Genomic DNA, 18279 nt, shown 5'->3' with positions numbered 1-18279 from the left:
GGGACCATCGCCCTGCGGGTCAGGGCTGGGATACCAGCACGCGAAACTGCCACGCTTTCAGCGCCAGCGGCGTCGTCGCCTTGAACGTCACCTTCTCGCTGGTAAACACATCCTGCCAATTTCCCGCCAACGCGGGATCATAGGCGGTCACGTCGTTCACGTCGCGGGCGGTGAGGTTGAGCAACGCGACGACCCGCTGTCCCTGCGCCTCGCGCACCAGCGCGTAGAGCGCATCGTTGCGGGTGGTCGCGATGCGCCGCATCGCCGCACCGGTCGCGAGCGCCGGGTGCGTGCGCTTGAGCTGGTTCAACGTGCGATAAAAGCCGGTCAGCGGATGCGAGCGCCACACGATCGGGTCGCGCTCAAAGAACTGCAGCCGGCGATCGAGGCCGATCTCCTGCCCGTTGTAGATCAGCGGCACGCCATCGATGACGTACGTCAGCACCGCCAGCGGCGCCGCGCCGCCACCGAGCCGCTCGAACTCCGTCCCGTCCCAACTGTTGCGGTCGTGATTGCTGGTGTAGTACAGCCGCGCCGCCCCCGCCGGGAACGTCGCCCGCATCGCCGCGAGATTGTCGTCGAGATGGGAGACTCCCGCCCGCCCTTGCGCCACGGCGTCAAAGGTCTCCGCCATCGAAAAAGCATAGTTGACGTTGAACGCCTTCAGCTGGTGCTGCGGCAGCTCGGATTCCGATAGCAGGAACAGGTCCGGTCGCAACTGGCGGAGCTTCGCGAAGAGCGCATCCCAATACGAAGTCGGCACGCCCGTCGCGAAGTCGCAGCGATATCCGTTCACGCCGAATTCCTTCACCCAATACGCCATCTGCGCGTACTGCGCCTCGAGCACCGCAGGGTTCGCGAAATCGAGCTGGATCACGTCCGTCCAATCAAAGCCCGTCGGCGGCTGGAAGACTCCCTTCGCGTCGCGCACATAGTACTCGGGATGCTCCTTCGCCATCGGGTTGTCCCACGAGGTGTGGTTCCCCACCCAGTCCAGGATCACCCGCAGGCCCTGCGCGTGCGCCGCCGTCACGAGCTGGCGGAAATCTTCCTTCGTGCCGAACTCCGGGTTCACGGCCAGATAGTCTCGGATCGAGTAGTAGCTCCCGAGCGGCCCTTTCCGGTTCTGCTCCCCGATCGGGTGGATCGGCATCAGCCAGAGAACATCCACGCCCAGCCCCCGGATCCGCGGCAGGTCGGCCGTCACCGCCGCCAACGTGCCCGCCTCCGAGTACTGGCGGATGTTCACCTCGTACACGACCGCGTGCCGCACCCAGTCCGGCATGCCGATCGCGGTCTGCTCCGGACACGGCTGCGGCTTTTCCGCCGCCGACACACCGAGCGCCGCGCACGTAAGGCCGACCAGGAGGGCTGCACCCAGACGCCAGGCCAGGGAAAACCGGCGCATGGCGCGATCCAGACTTGGGGAGGGGGTAACTCGACTCATGCGCCAATGGTTAACGAGTTCCGCCCCGCCTGCCGCCCCAAAAACCCAGAACAATCCGAAATGGCCCGGACAAATCTTAGCCCCGGCGGCGGCTGACTCCGCCGTCGAAGCCACCGAACCGTCGCGGAAGGACTAGGCGAGTTGCAGGGTCACCGGCTCCAAGTTGTCGACGCCGGAGGCGTACGAACCACGCTCCCATCCCGCCTCACGAAAAGCGCACGCGCGGGTAGCCGCACCGCATGCCGACCATCCGGCGAGTATCTGGACATTATTCCGGAGTATCTGGACATTATCCCGTAACTTCCCGAACGACATATCGATATAATTGCAGCCCTCGTCCCCTCCGCATCGTGATGCCCGAGCCCGCGGGAGGGAAAATCTGCGGTTTGGAACGTTGCCAGGCGGCACGTCACAGGTTGGAACGGTGCAGGCGGAAAAGCCCAAGCAGCGGCGCCTACGATGTCCCAGCCCGGCCCCGCGACTCTCCGTCGCCCCGACCTGCAACCTGCGACTTTCCAACCTGCAACGCATCTCTCAGCCTCGGCCTTCAGCTTTCCGCCTTCCATGCCTTCCGCCCGCCCCGCCCGTCGCACCCGCCCCGCTACCACCGTCCGCGCCAGCGCGTCCTCCGCGCCCGTCGACCCCAAGCTCCTCCGCCTGCCGAAGCTCACCAGCGGCATGGAGAAGGGCGTCTCGCTCAAGGCCATGCTGGCGGAACCCGCCATCGAGTGCCTCGCCCACAACCTGACGCTTGCCTACCCCGGCTTTGACGGCCCCGCCTTCCAGGCCGATGCGCTCGCCGGCCTGGAGCCGCTCTCGATCATGGAGCGCGGTCCGCACGTCGCCCGCGTGCTGCGCCGCCATCTGCCGCCGCGCTACCGCGACGCCGTCGCCGTCCTGCTCCGCTCCCTCACGCCCCCGCTGAGCGAGGTCACGCAAGAGGGCCACAGCGGTTTCTTTTACGCGCCACATACGTGCTTTGTCGCCGAATACGGACTAGATCCGGCCCACAACGACGGCGAGGACCCGTTCGAGATTTCGCTGCACGCGCTCTACGAACTCACCCGCCGCTTCACCGCCGAGTTCGCCATCCGCCCCTTCCTGATCCGCTGGCCGGAACGCACGGTCGAGCAACTGCTCGCGTGGACCCAAGACCCCGATGCGCACGTCCGCCGCCTGTGCTCGGAAGGCAGTCGTCCGCGTCTTCCGTGGGGTCAGCAGCTCACCGCGTTCGTGAAGGATCCGACGCCCACGCTCCCCATCCTCGAGGCGCTCAAGGACGATCCCGACCTCTACGTCCGCCGCAGCGTCGCCAACCACCTCGGTGACATCCTCAAGGATCACCCGAAAGTCGCGTTCGCCCTCTGTGAGCGCTGGATTGAAGGCGCCACCGCCGAACGCAAATGGCTGATCCGCCACGCCGTCCGTCTCCCCGCCAAGAAGGGCAACCCCACCGCCCTCCGCCTCCGCAAGAAAGCAAAAGCTGAAGGAACGAAGGCTGAAAGCTGAAGGCGGAAGGCTGTAGGCGGTAGGCTTTAGGCTGTAGGCGGTGTCGCGAGAGGCACGAACCCGCCTCCGTTCAGTTTTCAGCGTTCAGCATTCAGCCTTCGTTCCTTCAGCCTTCGGCTTTCCACGCCGTCCCCACGTCCGCACGCGTCAGCGGCCGCTGCGTGACCGGCGCGTTCGAGAACTCGTCAGCGCCGACGTCCTTCTTCTCCCCTCGGGACTGACCGTCGAAATCCGTCGTCACCGCCCCCGCCACCCCGACCGCCGCGTCGATCGCGACGCTGCCGGCCCGCAGTCGCAACAGCCCATCGCTCCCTCGCACGAGGCCGGCGTCAGCGACGCCACGCACGCCCGCCGCAATCGCCGGCCCCATGTGCTCCGTCCCGCGCTCCGGCGCGACCAGATTTCCCTCCCAGCGCCAATCCGCACCCGCCTGCCCCACCGTGAGCTGCGCGCCGCGTCCCAGCACGAAGAGGTTGTTCGCCACCGTGATCCGCTCCGGTTTGAGGGTGCGCCCGCCTTCGCCGAGCCCGTTCGCCAGGTCGAGATACGGCCCGGCGCTGTCCACCACGGTGTTGAACGCCACGATGCAATCCTTCGCCACGAAGTACCGGTTCAGCGGCGAATTCGGCACGCCCGCGGTGATCCAGAACCCGCCGCGGTCCACCGCCTCGACATAGTTGTTCACGACGACGTGCCCCTCGCCAATGATCCGCACGCCGCCCGAGTGCTTCTTGCCTTCGCCGAGGAAGAAATTGCCGTCCACCACGCAGCGGTTGCCATGCCGCAGCGTCAGCATGCCGGCGCAGCGCCGAAACGTGTTCGCCCGGTACACATTCTCGCACGACTTGCTGGAGATGATCTCGATCTCGCCGTCGCACGCCTCGAACAGGTTCTCCTCCACCAGCGTTCGCGACACGTTCATCGACTGCCCGCTGTAGCCGACCCGGATCGTCTCCCCGCCATTCGCCCCCAGCGGCGGCCGCGGACCGAAGTAATTGTGGTCAATCCGGTGCTCGTTCGGCCCGGTTGGCTCGGACTCCACCTGCAGCGTCGGCTCGCCGCTCGTCTTGCCCTCGAACTGGCAGTGATCGATCCGGTTTCTCACCCCGAACACCCGCACGAAGTGCTTGTACGTGCCGCCGATCATCGCGGTCTCCGTGAGCCGGTTGTGCTCGCCGCGCAGCGTGATGCCCGCCGCCGGGCCGCTCCCGCCGCGCACGAAGAACCCGCTCACCACCAGCCAGCGGCCGTCGATCGTCAGCGTCGAAGTACCTGTCAGCACCACGCCGCCCGGGCGCGCCGCCCGAAACGTGATCGGGGCCTTCTCCGTCCCCTGCCCGCGCAACACCAGCGCCTGGTTCTGCCAGGTGCCATTCGCGAGCACGACCACGTCGCCGGGCGCCAGCCGGCGCTGCAGCGCCGCCAGCTCCGCCGTCGTGCCCGCGGCGTACTCCGCCGCGCCCGCTGCGACGGCAAGCAGCAGCGCCAACGCCACGGGGATGAGGAATCGGGAGGACCATTTCATGGGCGGGGGGGCGGGGAATTCAGCCGGCTCAGGGTGCGCCGCCGACACTGGCACGGCGCATCCGGCGAAGGCGACCCACTTTCGTCAGTGGGACAGGGTGTATTGCAGGTAGAACGACCGGCGATCGCCCACCACGCGTGCCACGTTCGTCGGCGTGATGTACTCCTTGTCGAGGAGGTTGTTCACGTTCAGCCCGACCCGGTGCCGAAACTTCCCGCGTCCCGGCGGAAACGCGTAGTGCACGCCCAGGTTCACCGTCGCGTACGCCCAGGTCTTCAGCTGCCACTGGTTGTTCGTGCCGGTGTACACGCCATTCACATACGTGTCGCCTGCCGCCGGCCCCTCGAGCGGCGTCGCCGCCACGTAGGTGACGCCGAGATTGCTCGACAGCCCGGTCAACGGCCCGCGCAGGAAGTTGTATTTGGCATACACGCCAAAGTTGTCCGGCGAGATCTTCGCGGGTGAACGCCCCACCGACATGTACTGGTAGCCGAAATCGGTGATGCGTGAATCGATGTGCCCCCAGCTGCCACCCACGCTCAGCGGCTCGGTGATCCGCCAGTTGAGGTCCACCTCAAACCCGCGGACGAGATGACTGCCGTCAGCGACGGTGTGAGGCAGGCCCAGCTCATCGAGTTCGGTCACCGCGACGTTGCGGCGGACGACGTAGAATCCACCAACCGTGAAGTTGAGCCGGTCGTCGAGGTACGAACCCTTCAGGCCGTAGTCGTAGCCGTAGGACGTCTCGTTCGGCAGGATGTTCGACGCCGTCGCCTGCTGCGCGTTTGGCGTAAAGCCATTGCTGCGATTCGCGTACACTGCGAGGTTCCGCGTCGCCTTCACGTTGACGCCCACGTTCGGTGACCACGCCCGCGAGAGAAACCGCGCGTTCGCGCCCTTTACGAGATCGCGCAGGCTGAAGCGCACGTAGTCGAAACGTACGCCGGTGTAGAAGAGCACGCGCCCGTCGAGGAACGCCGACTGGTGCCGGAACAGCCCACCGAAAATCGTGGTACGGTTCTTGTTGTTCCGGTTGTAGCGGGCCTGTGCGTAGTCGAACGGCAGCAGGTAGAACGGGATCGAATCGCCGACCTTGAAGGTGCGGATCGGGGTCCATTTCGCGAGATCGGTGCCCGCCACCGCCCACTGCGGATTGTGCGCGTAGTAGTCGTTGAAATCGAACGTCAGCAGATCGCGGTTCTCGACCCGGTGGTTCGCCATCCAGTAGTGCGCCAGCAGGTCGCTCTGCAGCCCGCCGCCCTCCTCGCGCGTCACCGTCTTCGTCGGCGCCGCCGCGCGCGTCATCGTCATCGCGGGCAGCGTCAGCTGGTTTGCCACCGTGTTCTGGTTGAAGTCCCAGCGCCGCGCGCGGAAGTAGTTCGCGCCCACGCGCAGGCTCCAGACGGGGTTGAAGGTTTTCTCATAAACGCCGGTCGCCGAGAACATGCCGCGGTTCAGCTCACTGTTCGGCCCAAGTTCCTGCAGCGTGCCCAGGTTCCGCGCGATGCCGGTGTATTGCTTCGTCACCGAGTCGTAGATTTCCGGTGCGCCGGCGGGCGGTGAATGCTGCTCGCGCAAGACGTACTCCACCTGCAGCAGCAGGCTGCTTTCGTCCCGGAAGAAGTGCTGCACGCCCGTGAAGAACTCCTTGTTCCGCAGCTGCGCCATCTCGGTCTCATAGCCGCGCTCGTAGAAGCCGAGCGTGCTCACGTAGAACGTCCGTCCGCCCGAGCCCAGCGGCCCGGTCGACTCGAGCACCTCACGGTTCGTGTCATAGCTGCCCGCGCTCACCGAGACTTTCTGCGCCGTGCGCTTCTTGGGCCGCTTCGAGATCATGTTGATCAGGCCGCCCGGCGACGACTGGCCGTAGATCGACGCATTCGGACCCTTGATCACCTCGATGCGGTCAATGTTGCTCGAGCCGTATCGCCCGAGCCGAAAGAAGCCGTCGCGCAATTGAAAGGTCTGGTTGAACCCCCGCAGGTTGTACGCCCCGCCCTGGTCCAGCATCGTGAACGAGCTGATGTAGGCGACGTTCTCGTTGAGCTCGAACAGCGCGAAGTCCTCGAAGAACTCGCTCGTCAGCACGTTCACGCTGAACGGCAGGTCCTTGATCTGCGTCGCCACGCGCGTGCCGGTCATCGATTCCGACGCGATGTAGCCCTTGTCCGATGCGCCGGATACGGTGAACGGCGAAAGCGTCACTGGCTCGTCGTTGGGCGGTGAACCCTGGGCGCGCGCGGTGGTCAGGGCCGCGGCACAGCCCGCCAGGAGGAGGTACGTACGGTACTTGGTGTTCATGGGGTCAAAGGGGACGCCCACCGGCGCAGGCGCGCCACGAGGGCAGGGAGCACTCCCCAGTCTACCGACCGCCGGGGCACGCCGGTATCCTCAGACCTAAGGATTCTGGCGCCTCGCCCCCGCGATGTCGCCCGCCGTCAGACACCGGAGGTCCGCTTGTCGCTCTGCAGGTACTTCGCCACCGCGGCGGTGCGCGAGCGCACCTGGAGCTTGCCGTAGATGTTGCCGAGGTGCGTGCAGACCGTCGTGTAGCTCACCCCGATTTCATCCGCGATCTCCTTGCTGGCATGCCCCTCGGCCAGGAGCTGCAGGATCTCGCTTTCCCGCGGCGTGAGCGCCGCGATCTCCTCCGCGCGCGCCGCCGGCTGCTGGAACGATTGCACCACTTTGCGCGCGATCTCCGCGCTCATCGGCGCGCCGCCGGCCTGCACGTCCACGATCGCGCGCACAATCTCCTCCGGCGTGGAGCGCTTCAACAGGTAGCCGCTCGCGCCGGCCTCCAAGGCCCGAAAAATCTGCCGGGCGTCGTTGTACACCGTGAGAATCAGGATCTGCAGCTCCGGCTGCTGCCGCTTCAGCCGCGCCGTGCACTCGATCCCGGTCAGGTCCGGCAGATTGATGTCCATCACCACCACCTGTGGCCGGTGGCGCGCGATGGCGCGCAGCCCATCGCCGGCATTCCGGCTGGCGCAGACGCAGCGGCACGAGGCCGAGGCGTTGATGATCTGCTCCAGCGAGGCGCAGAACGCGGCGTTGTCTTCCACGATGGCGACGGTGATCGGATTCACGAGAAAGAGCGGGGCGAGCCGGAGTCCGGCAATGGTTTCCGCCCGGGGAAGGCCGTCGTGACGATGACGCGCGTGCCGCCGGGCCCGGACTGCCAGTCGATCGTGCCGCCGACCCGCGCAATCCGGGAGCGCATGTTGGCGAGGCCGTTGCCCCCGGCGCGGCCCGCCGCCGGGTCGAAACCGGAGCCGTTGTCCTCGACCACGAGCGTCAGTCGCTCCTCCCGCCACGCGATCCGCAGCCAGGCTTCCCGCGCGCCGGAATGCTTCAGCACGTTGTGCATCGCCTCCTTCGCGGTGAGGAAAAGGTGCGAGCGCTCCTCGGCCGACAACGGGTAGCGTGGCACGTCACCCACCACCTCCAGCCGCGCGCGAATGCCGCTGGCGCGAAAGAGCTCCTGGAAGAGCTCGGCCACGTAGGAAACCAACTGGTCCAGGGAATCGTTGGCCGGATTCACCGCCCACACGATGGCGTCAAGCGACGCGGCCAGGGAACGGACCCGCTGGCCAACCGCCTCGAGGCCGCGGTCGGCCTCGGCCGGCGCCCGCCGGGCATGTTCCGCGTACAGCCCGATCTCCGTGAGGCTCGCGCCGAGGTCGTCATGCAGGTCCTGCGCGATCCGCCGGCGTTCGGCCTCCATCGCCCGCTCGCGCTCCAGCCGCTCCAGCCGCAGTCGCAGTTGACGATGGGACCAGAGGTACGCGCCCCAACCCGCCGCGGCAAGAGCGGCCACGACGAGAACCCGGAACCAGAGCGTCTCGTAGAAGTGCGGCAACTGAACGACCTGCATCGCGGCGGCGCGCGTGCTCCACACGCCGTCGCCGTTGCGCGCCCGGACCCGGAACGTGTATTCGCCGGGCGGCAACGCCCCGTAAAACGCGCTCCGGCGATTGCCGACGTCCACCCAGTCGGGATCATAGCCTTCGAGCCGCACGGAGAACCCCACGGTCTCCGGCTGTACGAAACTGGGCGCCGTGTATTCAAACGCCAGCGACCGCATGCCCGGCGGCAGGCGCACCGCCGCCCCCGGCGGCGCCGGCTGCCGGTCCACCAGCACCCGTTCCAGCAGGATCGGTGGCGGCACGTCGTTGCGGAATGTCCGCGCCGGATCGATTGCCACCACGCCCCGCCGGGTCGCGAACAACAGTCCGCCATCCGCCGCCCGCCACGCCACGGGCTGCCCGCCCGACCACACGGGCAGCGAGCGTACCTCGTCGCCCGCCGCGATCGCATGCAGCGGCGGTGCGCCTCCCCCGTCCCGCAGCCACGGCAGCAACTCCGCCTTCCAGGCCCACAGGATACCGGCCAAGGTGCCGAACCAGATCCGGCCCCGGCCATCCTCGATGATGGCCGAAACCTGCCCGCCCAGCGCCGCCGTCAACGCCGCGGGATTGGTCCAGCGGCCGCCCTCGCCCACCGCGAGCCCCCGGCCGTTCAGGCCCACCCAGAGGCGACCTTCCGCGTCCACATGCACCGCCCGGACTTCGGCGCCCCGCGCTCCGCCGCCGATGCGCACCGGCTCCGCGTTGTCACCTCGAACTCGATACAGACCGCCGCGCCAGGTGCCGACATAAAGGGTTTGATCCGGCGCCGTGGCAAAAGCCGTGGCCGCGGCAATGTGCGCGCCGTCCGCGGTCCGCACTTCATCCAGCTTCTCGTACCGCCAGCGGAAGAGCCCCATCTCATCGGTGCCGATCCACATCGCACCCGCCGCGTCCTCGAAGAGCCCGCGCACGAAACGCAGGTCGGTGTGCTGCCGCCAGAGCCCCTCCCGCCGCACCCAGAGGTGTGAACTGATTCCCGCCCAGACCGAGCCATCCCGCGCCGGCCAGACCACCGCCGGGTCCGATTGGGGCAGTCCCTCCTCCACCGCGTCGCGCACCGTGCCGTCGGGACTCAACCGCAGGATGCCGTGGCCGCGCACACTGACCCAGAGGTCGCCCGCCGCATCCTGCGCGACGTTCTTCACGTTTTCCTGCGGCAGGCCTTCCGGCCGTGCGAGCAGGCGATACGGCATCGGGTGCATCCGCGCCAGGCCCTCCGCCCCCGCCCCCAGCCACAGTCCGCCTTCGGCGTCCTCCGCCAGCACGCGCACATTGCGATTGGGCACGCCGGTGACGACCACAGGCCGCGGTTGCGCCGGGTCGGCCATGCGCAGGAGCGCGCCCGCCGCGAGCCAGACCTTTCCGTCCCGCCCCGCCATCACTTGCCGGACCGGCAACGTTCCCCCGCCCGCCTCGGTAACGATCCTGTTCAGCGCTCCGTCGCGCAGCCGAAACAGCCCGGCGCGCTGCGTACCAAACCACAGCGTGCCGCGCGGCTGTTCGGCGATCGTCAGAATTTCCCCGAAGAACGGATTGTCCCCGTCGTAGGGCCGGGCGACGCCGCGTTCGACCCGCCACACACCGCGTTCGCGCTCCAGCGCGACCCAGAGGCGGCCGTCGGCGTCGGCGTGCAGCGCGCGGATTTTTGCCTCCGCCGGCAAACCCGCAATCTCAGGCCGGCTCCACTCGCCGCCGCGAACCACCCACAACCCGCGTCCCACCGTCCCCGCCCACACCTCGCCCGCCGCTCCCCGGGCCACCGCGCGCACCGCCACGGGAGTCGGGTTCACCGGCTCGAATTTTCCGCCCCGCACTCGGGTCAGACCCGCATCCGAGCCAATCCAGAGCGCGCCGTCCGCGTCCACCAGCAAGGCGTGGATCAAGTCGCCCCCCAACCCCGGCGTGTCGGCCGCGCGAAAGCTCACGAATCGCACGCCATCAAACCGCGCCAAGCCTGAGGTTGTGCCCACCCAGATGTATCCGTCCCGTCCCTGCGCCACCGCCGTCACCACGCTGCCTGGCAGCCCCGCCGTACCGGCGTAATTCTCGAACAAGTAGCGTCCGGAGTCCTCGTCCGCCCAACCTGCCGCCCCAAGCGGCAGCGCCAGGACCACCATCAGCCAGCTGGCCGCGCCAACCCTGGCCCGCCAGGAAAGCCGCGGACGGGGCGAAGGACGTGGGTGAAACAGGGTACGCAAGAGGGAAGCGCCGGGACGCGACAGCCTGCCGCGCTCACCCGAGCCCGCCACGTTGTTGTTGGTGTCATCCTTAAGCAAGGCGCCCACCCAACTCCGCCGTCCCACCCGCTTCGCGCCTTCCGGTTCGCAACCTGCAACCTTTCCACCTGCCACCTGTTAACTCGGCGGCCGTCCCGGCCGTCACGGCCGCCCCGGGAGCCGGGCCTTCAGCGCCAGGACGCGCGCCACGGATTGGTCGATCCGGCTTTCCGGGATGCGGCCGGACTCGACCGCGCGCGCCAGGATTTCGATCGCCCGGGGCGCAATGTCCGAGTCGTAGCTCATGTTGTTGCCGAAGCAGAGCACATCGATGCCCGCCTCGATCGCCGCCGGCACCGCCTTCTCGAGGCCGTAATGGCTCGAGATCGCCTTCATCTCCATGTCGTCGCTCGTCACGACGCCTTGAAAGCCGAGCTTCTCGCGCAGGATGCCGGTGATCACCGCCCGCGAGAGCGTCGCCGGGCGCTCCGGGTCGAGCTTCGCGTTGAACACGTGCGCGCTCATGATCGAGTCGCACAGGCCCGCCTGGATCAACCGCTGGAAGGGAATCAGCTCCTGCTCGCGCCAAGTCTGCGTGACATCCACCAGCCCGAGGTGCGTGTCGCCCGCCGCGCTGCCGTGGCCGGGGAAATGCTTCGCGCACGTGAGCACGCCGCGCGCGTGATGCCCGCGCACATACGCTGACGCCAGCCGGCCGACCGCCTCGGGGTCGGCGGCGAAGCTGCGGCCCTTCCCCTTGATGATCGGGTTGTCGGGATTGGCGTCGAGGTCGACGACCGGCGCGAGGTTCAGGTTGATGCCAACACTCGCCAGCGTCGTCGCAATCGCCTCGCCCTGCCGGTACGCCGCGTCCTCGCCCGCCCGGCCGAGTTCCTCGTGCGACACCGTCTCCGGAAAACCATAGGCCGGCTTCAGCCGGTTCACGCGCCCGCCCTCCTGGTCGATCGACACGAGCAGCGGCACGACGGCGTGAGCCTGGAGATGGGCCACGAGTTCCTTCACCTGCGCCGGCGACACGATGTTGCGGCGGCCGCGGGTGGCCTCGGTCATCTCCTGGTCAAACAGGATGATGCCGCCGACGCCGTGCTGACGCACGTCGCGGAGCGCGATCTCGCATTCCGCGGGCGTGGCGCCGCGGAAGCCGACGTTGAGGAGCTGGGCGATCTTCTGGCGAAGGGTGAGCGGGACGGACATGGCGGGAGGCGGCACGCGGGGTTACTTGATCTTCTCGACGCCGATACCGGGGCGGTCGGGCAGCGTGAGTTTGCCGTCGACGATCGTGGCCCCGCGGAAGCAGTCGTTGCGGATGAGCACCGCGCCGTCGAGGTCGGCCCAGTCCACAAGCGGCGACAACTGGACCGCCGCCGAGATCGCGCACGAGGTTTCGGTCATGCACCCGAGCATCACCTTCATGCCGAGCGCGCGGGCGACCTGAATCATGGCGTGGGCCTCGCGGAGGCCCGTGCACTTCATGAGCTTGATGTTGATGCCATCGAACGCGCCGCGCAGGCCGGCGACGTCACCGATGCGTTGGAGACTTTCGTCGGCGATGAGGGGCAAGGGGCTGCGTTCGCGCAGCCAGGCGGTCTCGTCGAGCCGCGTCTTCGGCAGGGGCTGCTCGATGAACACGATGCCGCGCTCCGCCAGCCACTCGATCATCCGCAGCGCCTCCTCCAGGTTGGTCCAACCCTGGTTGGCATCGACGGTGATGGGTTTGTCGGTCACCTCGCGGATGGTGTTGATCATCATCCGGTCGGTTTCCTGGCCGCGCCCGAGCTTCACCTTGAGGATGCGGTACGGCTCGGCCTCGCGGGTCTTGGCGCGGACGACCTCGGGCGTGTCGAGCCCGATGGTGAAGGAGGTGACGGGAGTCTTCGCGGGATTGAGTCCCCAGATGCGGTACCAGGGGGCGCCGAGCTTGCGGCCCATCCAGTCGTGCAACGCGATGTCGACCGCCGCCTTCGCCGCAGTGTTGCCCGGGGCAATCGCGTCGATCGCCGGCAGGATCTCCTGCAGGCAGAACGGATCGGAGAAGCGCGACCAGTCGATCTTCCGGTGAAACGCCAGGACCGACTCCTGCGTTTCGCCGAGGTACGGCGGCATCGAGGCCTCCCCGTACCCGACGATCCCGTCGTGCTCGAATTCAACCAGGACGTCCGGCGTGGTGGTCCGGGAGTTCGTCGCAATGGTGAACGTGTGCTTCAGCTCGAGGGTGTAAGGGTGGCTCGTGAGCTTCATGGGGACGCGGCGCGACCATGTCAGCGGAACGCCCGGCAGGAATCGAGGCTGAATCCGCGCCCGCCGCCCCGCCGCCAATTGTCACGCAATAACGTGACACCGGCCGGGCGCCCGGCATGCTGTCGCGATGCTTACGCCCCGCACGTTTTCGCCCCTGGTCGCGCTGAGCCTTGTCGTCGTGCTCGCCGGCTGCACCACCCCGAAGCCGGCCGGCACGTCCCGCGCGGAGCCTCCCGCTGCCGCCGCCGGCCCCGCCGCCACCGCCCAGGTGCGGCTGGGCAACGAGGTGCTCGCGTTGCACGGCTTCCGCGAACTCGCCGGCAAGCGCGTCGGGCTGATCACCAACCCCTCCGGGGTGAACCGGAACCTCGAGACCACGATCGAGGTTTTGCGGCGCGCGCCCGGCGTGAAGCTGGTCGCGTTGTTCGGCCCCGAGCACGGCGTTTATGGCGACGTGCCGGCCGGTGAGCAGGTGAAGGGCGGCGTCGATCCACGCACGGGCATCACGGTGCATTCGCTCTACGGCGCCACGCATCGCCCCACCCGCGAGATGCTGGCCGGGCTCGACGCCGTCGTGTACGACCTTCAGGACACCGGCTGCCGCTCCTACACCTTCATCAGCACGATGGGCGACGCGATGGACGCCTGTGGGGAGGCCGGGGTGGAATTCGTGGTGCTAGACCGCCCCAACCCGCTCGGCGGCGAGCGCATCGAGGGCAGCGGCGTCGAGGAGAAGTTCCGCTCCGGCGTCAGCCGCTGGGACATCCCCTACGTGTACGGCCTGACCTGCGGCGAGCTCGCCCGGATGATCAACGACCGCGGCTGGATCAAGCATCCCTGCAAGCTGACGGTCGTGCCGCTCGAGGGCTGGCGGCGCGATATGACCTGGACCGACACCGGCCTGCCCTGGGTGCCGACGTCGCCGCACGTGCCGCATGCCTTCTCCCCCCTGTTCCTCGTCGCCACCGGCATGCTCGGCGAGACCCCCGTGGTGAACATCGGCGTGGGCTACACACTGCCGTTCCAGTGCATCGGCCTCCCCAAGCTGGACGCGCATGCGTTCGCCGCCCGGATGAATGCGTTCGGGCTGCCCGGCGTGCACTTCCAGCCGCTCACGTTCCAGCCGTTCTATGGGACCGCCAAGGGCACGATCCTCGGCGGCGCGCAGCTGTATTTCACCGACGCGGCCCACGCACCCCTCACGGCGATCAACTACTATGCCATCGAGGCGCTGAAGGAGACCGCGGGCTTCGACCTCTTTGCCGAGACCGCGAAGACAAACGCCCAGCGCCTGCAGATGTGGGACAAGGTCAACGGCAGCGATGCCCCGCGCCGCCGCATGGAGGCAGGAGCCCACGCCGCCGACATCGTCGCCTCGTGGAAGGCCGCCGAGGACGAGTTTCGTCAGGCCCGGGCCAAGTACCTCCTGTACTAATACCTCTTCTCCATGCGCTCCCCCAGCCGCTTCCTGGTCGTATTCGCGGTGCTCGCCGCTCTCGTGGTGTCTGGCTGCCAGACGCCCGGCAAACGCGTCAAACGCAAGGGCGACGAGATCGTCGTCGCCGGCCAGCTCTATCACATCGGGACACCGGTCGTGACCTGGATGGACCCAGGTGGTTACGACGCCTACCGCGTCGAGCGGCGCTTTAGCCCAATCGAGGAGAGCAGTTGGGAAAAGTCATCGCTCGCCGTGAAGGGCCTCGGCACGCCAAACCGCTACGGTCTCCGTTCCGAGTCGCTCACGCCCGAGGAAATCGAGCGCGTGCGCGGCGGTGGCTGGGACCTCCCCACGCTGCAGCGGGTCGTCGACCAGTTCGTGATCCACTACGACGTCTGTGGCTTCAGCAAGACGTGCTTCCGCGTGCTCCACGACCACCGCGGCCTGAGCGTCCACTTCATGCTCGATGTCGATGGCACCCTCTACCAGACGCTCGACCTCAAGGAGCGCGGCCGGCACGCCACCATCTCCAACGATCGCTCGATCGGCATCGAGATCGCCAACATCGGCGCGTACGCGCCGGGCACCGAGGGCAAGGTGTTCGCGGATTGGTATCATACCGACAAGGACGGCCGCATCACGCTCACCGTGCCGGAGCGCATCGGCGACCCGATGATCCGAACCAAAGGCTTCGTCGGCCATCCCGCGCGCCCCGCCCCCGTCAAGGGCGTCGTGCAGGGGCAGGAGCTCGTCCAGTATGACTTCACGCCGCAGCAGTACGCCGCGCTCATTCGCCTCACCGCCGCGCTCTCGCGCATCTTCCCCAAGATCAAGTGCGACGTGCCGCGCGACGCCGACGGCCGGATGATCACGAGCAAGCTGCCCGACGATCAGCTCAAGGCCTACCAGGGCGTCATGGGCCACTTTCACATCCAGACGAACAAGACCGACCCCGGTCCGGCGTTCGACTGGGACAAAGTCATCGGCGGCGCGCAGCGACTGCTGAACCGATAGCAGGTCGCCGGGAGTCACCCGGCAACCTGTTAGCCGAAACGCCGGCGCCGTTTTGGCGGACGCCCGCCCCCGCCTCAGGCCTTGCGGCCGAAGGCGGGATCGATCCTCACCAGCGACGCGGCAATGAAGGACGGGATCGTCGCGGCGCAGACGTAGAGGAAGAATTTCTGGTAGCCGAGATGGTCCTCGATCCAGCCGGCGGCCATGCCCGGCAGCATCATGCCGAGCGCCATGAACCCGGTACAGATCGCGTAGTGGGCCGTCTTGTGATGCCCCTCGGCCGCCAGGATCATGTACATCATGTACGCGGTGAACCCGAAGCCGTAGCCGAACTGTTCGACGGAGAGCGCGGCGCCGATCAGCCACAGGTTTTGCGGCTGCGTGAACGCCAGCAGCACGAACACCAGGTTCGGCACGTGCATGATGATGATCATCGGCCACAGCATCCGCTTCAGCCCGTAGCGGGAGATGATGATGCCGCCAACGATACCGCCGACCGTCAGGGCAATCACGCCGGCCGTGCCGTACACGATCCCTACCTGCTTGGTCGTGAGCCCAAGCCCACCCACGTCGCGCGCATCGAGCAGGAACGGGGTGACGAGCTTCAGCAGCTGCGCCTCGGCGAACCGATAAAGAAGGAGAAAGGCCAGGATCCGGCCGATTTCCTTGCGGCGGAAGAACTCGACAAAGACCGCCGCGAACCCGCTGAGGAACGATCGGTTCGTGGTGTCCGGGCGGTCGGTCTCCGGCCGCGGCAACGCCCACGAGTGGTAAAGCCCCGCCACAACAAACACCCCCGCGATGATCCAAAAGACGATCGACCACGCCTTGGTCACGCTGCCGTAGCGCTCCTGCAGCGCGCCCGCGAGGTACACGAGCCCGCCCTGCCCCGTCAGCGTCGCCATCCGGTAGAACGTGCTGCGGACGCCGACAAACGCCGCCTGCTGGTGCGGCGGCATGGCCAGCATGTAGAAACCGTCGGCCGCGATGTCATGCGTCGCCGAGCTGAACGCCATCAGCCAGAACACCGCCAGGGTCATCTGGAAGAAGTGCGTCGTCGGGACGGTCAGCGCCACACAGGCGAGCGCCGCGCCAATCACCAACTGCAACAGGTACGTCCAGCGCCGTTTCGTCCCCAGCAGGTCGACCAGCGGTGACCACAGCGGCTTGATGACCCACGGCAGGTACAGCCAGCTCGTGTAGAGCGCGATGTCGGTGTTCGAGATGTGCAGGTTTTTGTACATCACGACCGACACCGTCATCACGATGACGTACGGGATGCCCTCGGCGAAGTAGAGCGTTGGGATCCAACGCCAGGCGGCGGAAGCGCGGACAGGAGCCGGAGTTGTCATGGAAATGAGGGTACGTTGGACGCCAGGTGCAGCACGGGCGTGATGGCGCACGCCACGCGCGGACTCTCGTTGCCGAGCCGGTCGACGGCACTCACCACGATGGCATCGGGGGCGCCAAGTTCAGCATCGGCGCCGAGCGCGATCACGCGTTCCGCCGCCGGCACCACGGCAAACCGCCATGTGCCGCCCGCGTAACGCCGCCAGACCGCAAAGTGCGTGGGGCGCGGGCCAAATCGGCTGGCCCGCACGACGACGACCTCCGCCGGGGCGGTCTCACGCACCAGCGTCGGCGCCCGCATCGGCTCCGCCTTCATCCACGGCGAGACGGGCACCAACGCCGGTTGCGCGTACGGGCCGCGGCGCAGGTAGGTCGCGAGCCCCGCGCGATCCTGGAGGAGCGCCTTCGCGCTGAAATGAATCTGACCTAGGCTGTCTGGCGGGGTCGGCGGTGCGGCCCGCATCAGCGCGATTTGGCGCCCGAGTTCCTCCGGGCTCCAGCCCTTGTCCGCCCGATCCACCGAACTCGCGTTCAGTCCCGGCCAGATATGGCGCTGCGCCGGGTTGTGCTGCCGCCAGTAATCCAGGAGCACCGGGAACGACTGCGCCTTCTGGTCGATCCGCCAGTAGAGCTGCGGCGCAAGGTAATCGAGCCAGCCTTCCGCCAGCCACTTTTCCACGTCGGCGTACAGCTTGTCGTACTGGCTGAACCCCGTGATGCCCGACGGACGCCGGTCCGGCCGGCCGATGCCGAACGGGCTCACGCCGAACCTCACCCACGGCTTCGCGTCATGGATCGACCGGTACATTGCCTCGATCAACCGGTCGACATTCTGCCGGCGCCAGTCGTCGCGGGCCAGCCGCCCGCCGCGCTTCACATACCGCTGCCACGAGGCGTCATCGGGAAAGTCGCCCACCTCGGGTTTCGGATACGGGTAGAAGTAGTCGTCGATGTGGATGCCATCCAGGTCGTACCGGCGCACCAGGTCGCGAACCACGCCGAGGGTCTGCGCGGCCGCATATTTGTCGCCCGGGTCCATCCAGAGGAGGTCGCCGTACGCCTTCACCGCGGACGGGTGCGCGCGCGCCAGATGGAGTCGCGCGAGCGGCCCCTTCGCCGCCGGACTCCGCGCGCGGTACGGATTCAGCCAGGCGTGCAGCTCGAGTCCGCGCCGATGCGCCTCGTCGATCCAGGCGCGCAGCGGGTCGTAATAGGGTTCCGGCGCCCTGCCCTGCTCGCCCGTGAGAAACTCAGACCAGGGCTCCAGCCGCGAGGGATAGAGCGCGTCCGCCGCGGGCCGCACCTGGAGGATGACGGCGTTGAGGTTCAACTCCCGCGCGCGCTCGAGCAGAGCGATCATCTCGGCCCGCTGCTGTTCCACCGACAGCCCCGGCCGGCTGGGCCAGTCGATGTTCGCAACAGACGCCACCCACATGGCGCGAAACTCACGCGGCGCGGCCGGGGCCACCGCGGCCAACGCCTCCTCGGCTGGTGCCGGGGCCTGGCCCGTCGCACAGCCACCGAGCGTCAACGCCACCGCGGCCAGCAGCGCGGCGCCTGCCGCGCGGAGTCCACTCCCTCGTACCCGTGATTGCATCGTGGCCATGGCG

General features: G+C 67.8%; 12 protein-coding genes. 3 read left to right on the top strand and 9 right to left on the bottom strand.

The genetic code is table 11. The features are described from left to right. Window positions 1-19: 19 nt before the first annotated feature. Window positions 20-1408 carry an alpha-amylase family glycosyl hydrolase gene (locus DB354_RS20390; protein WP_107837482.1) on the bottom strand — a complete coding sequence of 463 codons (1389 nt, stop codon included), beginning with the start codon at window positions 1406-1408 and terminating at the stop codon, window positions 20-22. 603 nt (window positions 1409-2011) lie between these two features. Between DB354_RS20390 and DB354_RS20385 the strand changes: the two genes are divergently transcribed. Then, the gene (locus DB354_RS20385) at window positions 2012-2956 is read left to right on the top strand and encodes a hypothetical protein (protein ID WP_199226899.1); all 945 of its coding nucleotides are present in this window, start codon (window positions 2012-2014) and stop codon (window positions 2954-2956) included. 106 nt (window positions 2957-3062) lie between these two features. On the opposite strand, the gene DB354_RS20380 is transcribed toward DB354_RS20385, so the two are convergent. The 6 genes from DB354_RS20380 to DB354_RS20355 form a co-directional block, all read right to left on the bottom strand. Beyond that, window positions 3063-4481: a polysaccharide lyase 6 family protein gene (locus tag DB354_RS20380; RefSeq protein WP_107837481.1), complete on the bottom strand. Its 1419-nt coding sequence runs from the start codon at window positions 4479-4481 to the stop codon at window positions 3063-3065. An 84-nt stretch (window positions 4482-4565) separates the two neighbouring features. Beyond that, window positions 4566-6782, bottom strand: coding sequence for a TonB-dependent receptor plug domain-containing protein (locus tag DB354_RS20375; RefSeq protein WP_107837480.1), 2217 nt, complete (start codon window positions 6780-6782; stop codon window positions 4566-4568). 137 nt (window positions 6783-6919) lie between these two features. Further along, entirely contained in the window at window positions 6920-7570 is a 651-nt protein-coding gene (locus DB354_RS20370) for a response regulator transcription factor (protein ID WP_107837479.1), read from the bottom strand. Next, the gene (locus DB354_RS20365; RefSeq protein WP_146180345.1) at window positions 7567-10590 is read right to left on the bottom strand and encodes a sensor histidine kinase; all 3024 of its coding nucleotides are present in this window, start codon (window positions 10588-10590) and stop codon (window positions 7567-7569) included. The genes DB354_RS20370 and DB354_RS20365 overlap by 4 nt, the downstream gene beginning before the upstream one ends. Window positions 10591-10770: 180 nt before the next feature. Next, window positions 10771-11823 carry a glycoside hydrolase family 3 protein gene (locus DB354_RS20360; RefSeq protein ID WP_107837477.1) on the bottom strand — a complete coding sequence of 351 codons (1053 nt, stop codon included), beginning with the start codon at window positions 11821-11823 and terminating at the stop codon, window positions 10771-10773. Between the two features lie 21 nt (window positions 11824-11844). Continuing rightward, a complete protein-coding gene (locus DB354_RS20355; RefSeq protein ID WP_107837476.1) occupies window positions 11845-12867 on the bottom strand; it encodes a dipeptide epimerase in 1023 nt (340 codons plus the stop codon). Between the two features lie 127 nt (window positions 12868-12994). On the opposite strand from DB354_RS20355, the gene DB354_RS20350 reads away from it, so the two are divergent. Both DB354_RS20350 and DB354_RS20345 read left to right on the top strand, forming a co-directional pair. Then, a complete protein-coding gene (locus DB354_RS20350; protein ID WP_107837475.1) occupies window positions 12995-14302 on the top strand; it encodes a DUF1343 domain-containing protein in 1308 nt (435 codons plus the stop codon). Between the two features lie 12 nt (window positions 14303-14314). After that, entirely contained in the window at window positions 14315-15319 is a 1005-nt protein-coding gene (locus DB354_RS20345) for an N-acetylmuramoyl-L-alanine amidase (RefSeq protein ID WP_107837474.1), read from the top strand. A gap of 74 nt (window positions 15320-15393) precedes the next feature. Here the strand turns inward: DB354_RS20345 and DB354_RS20340 are convergent, their stop codons facing one another. Both DB354_RS20340 and DB354_RS20335 read right to left on the bottom strand, forming a co-directional pair. Then, window positions 15394-16671 carry an AmpG family muropeptide MFS transporter gene (locus tag DB354_RS20340; RefSeq protein ID WP_107837473.1) on the bottom strand — a complete coding sequence of 426 codons (1278 nt, stop codon included), beginning with the start codon at window positions 16669-16671 and terminating at the stop codon, window positions 15394-15396. After that, window positions 16668-18275, bottom strand: a complete 1608-nt coding sequence (locus DB354_RS20335) for a family 10 glycosylhydrolase (protein ID WP_199226898.1) — start codon at window positions 18273-18275, stop codon at window positions 16668-16670. The genes DB354_RS20340 and DB354_RS20335 overlap by 4 nt, the downstream gene beginning before the upstream one ends. Window positions 18276-18279: the final 4 nt, after the last annotated feature.

The sequence above is a fragment of the Opitutus sp. ER46 genome (assembly GCF_003054705.1).
In the GTDB taxonomy this organism is placed as follows: Bacteria; Verrucomicrobiota; Verrucomicrobiia; order Opitutales; family Opitutaceae; genus ER46.
The sequence above is the reverse complement of the archived record's forward strand: the minus strand, read 5'-3'. Positions and strand labels throughout refer to the sequence as shown.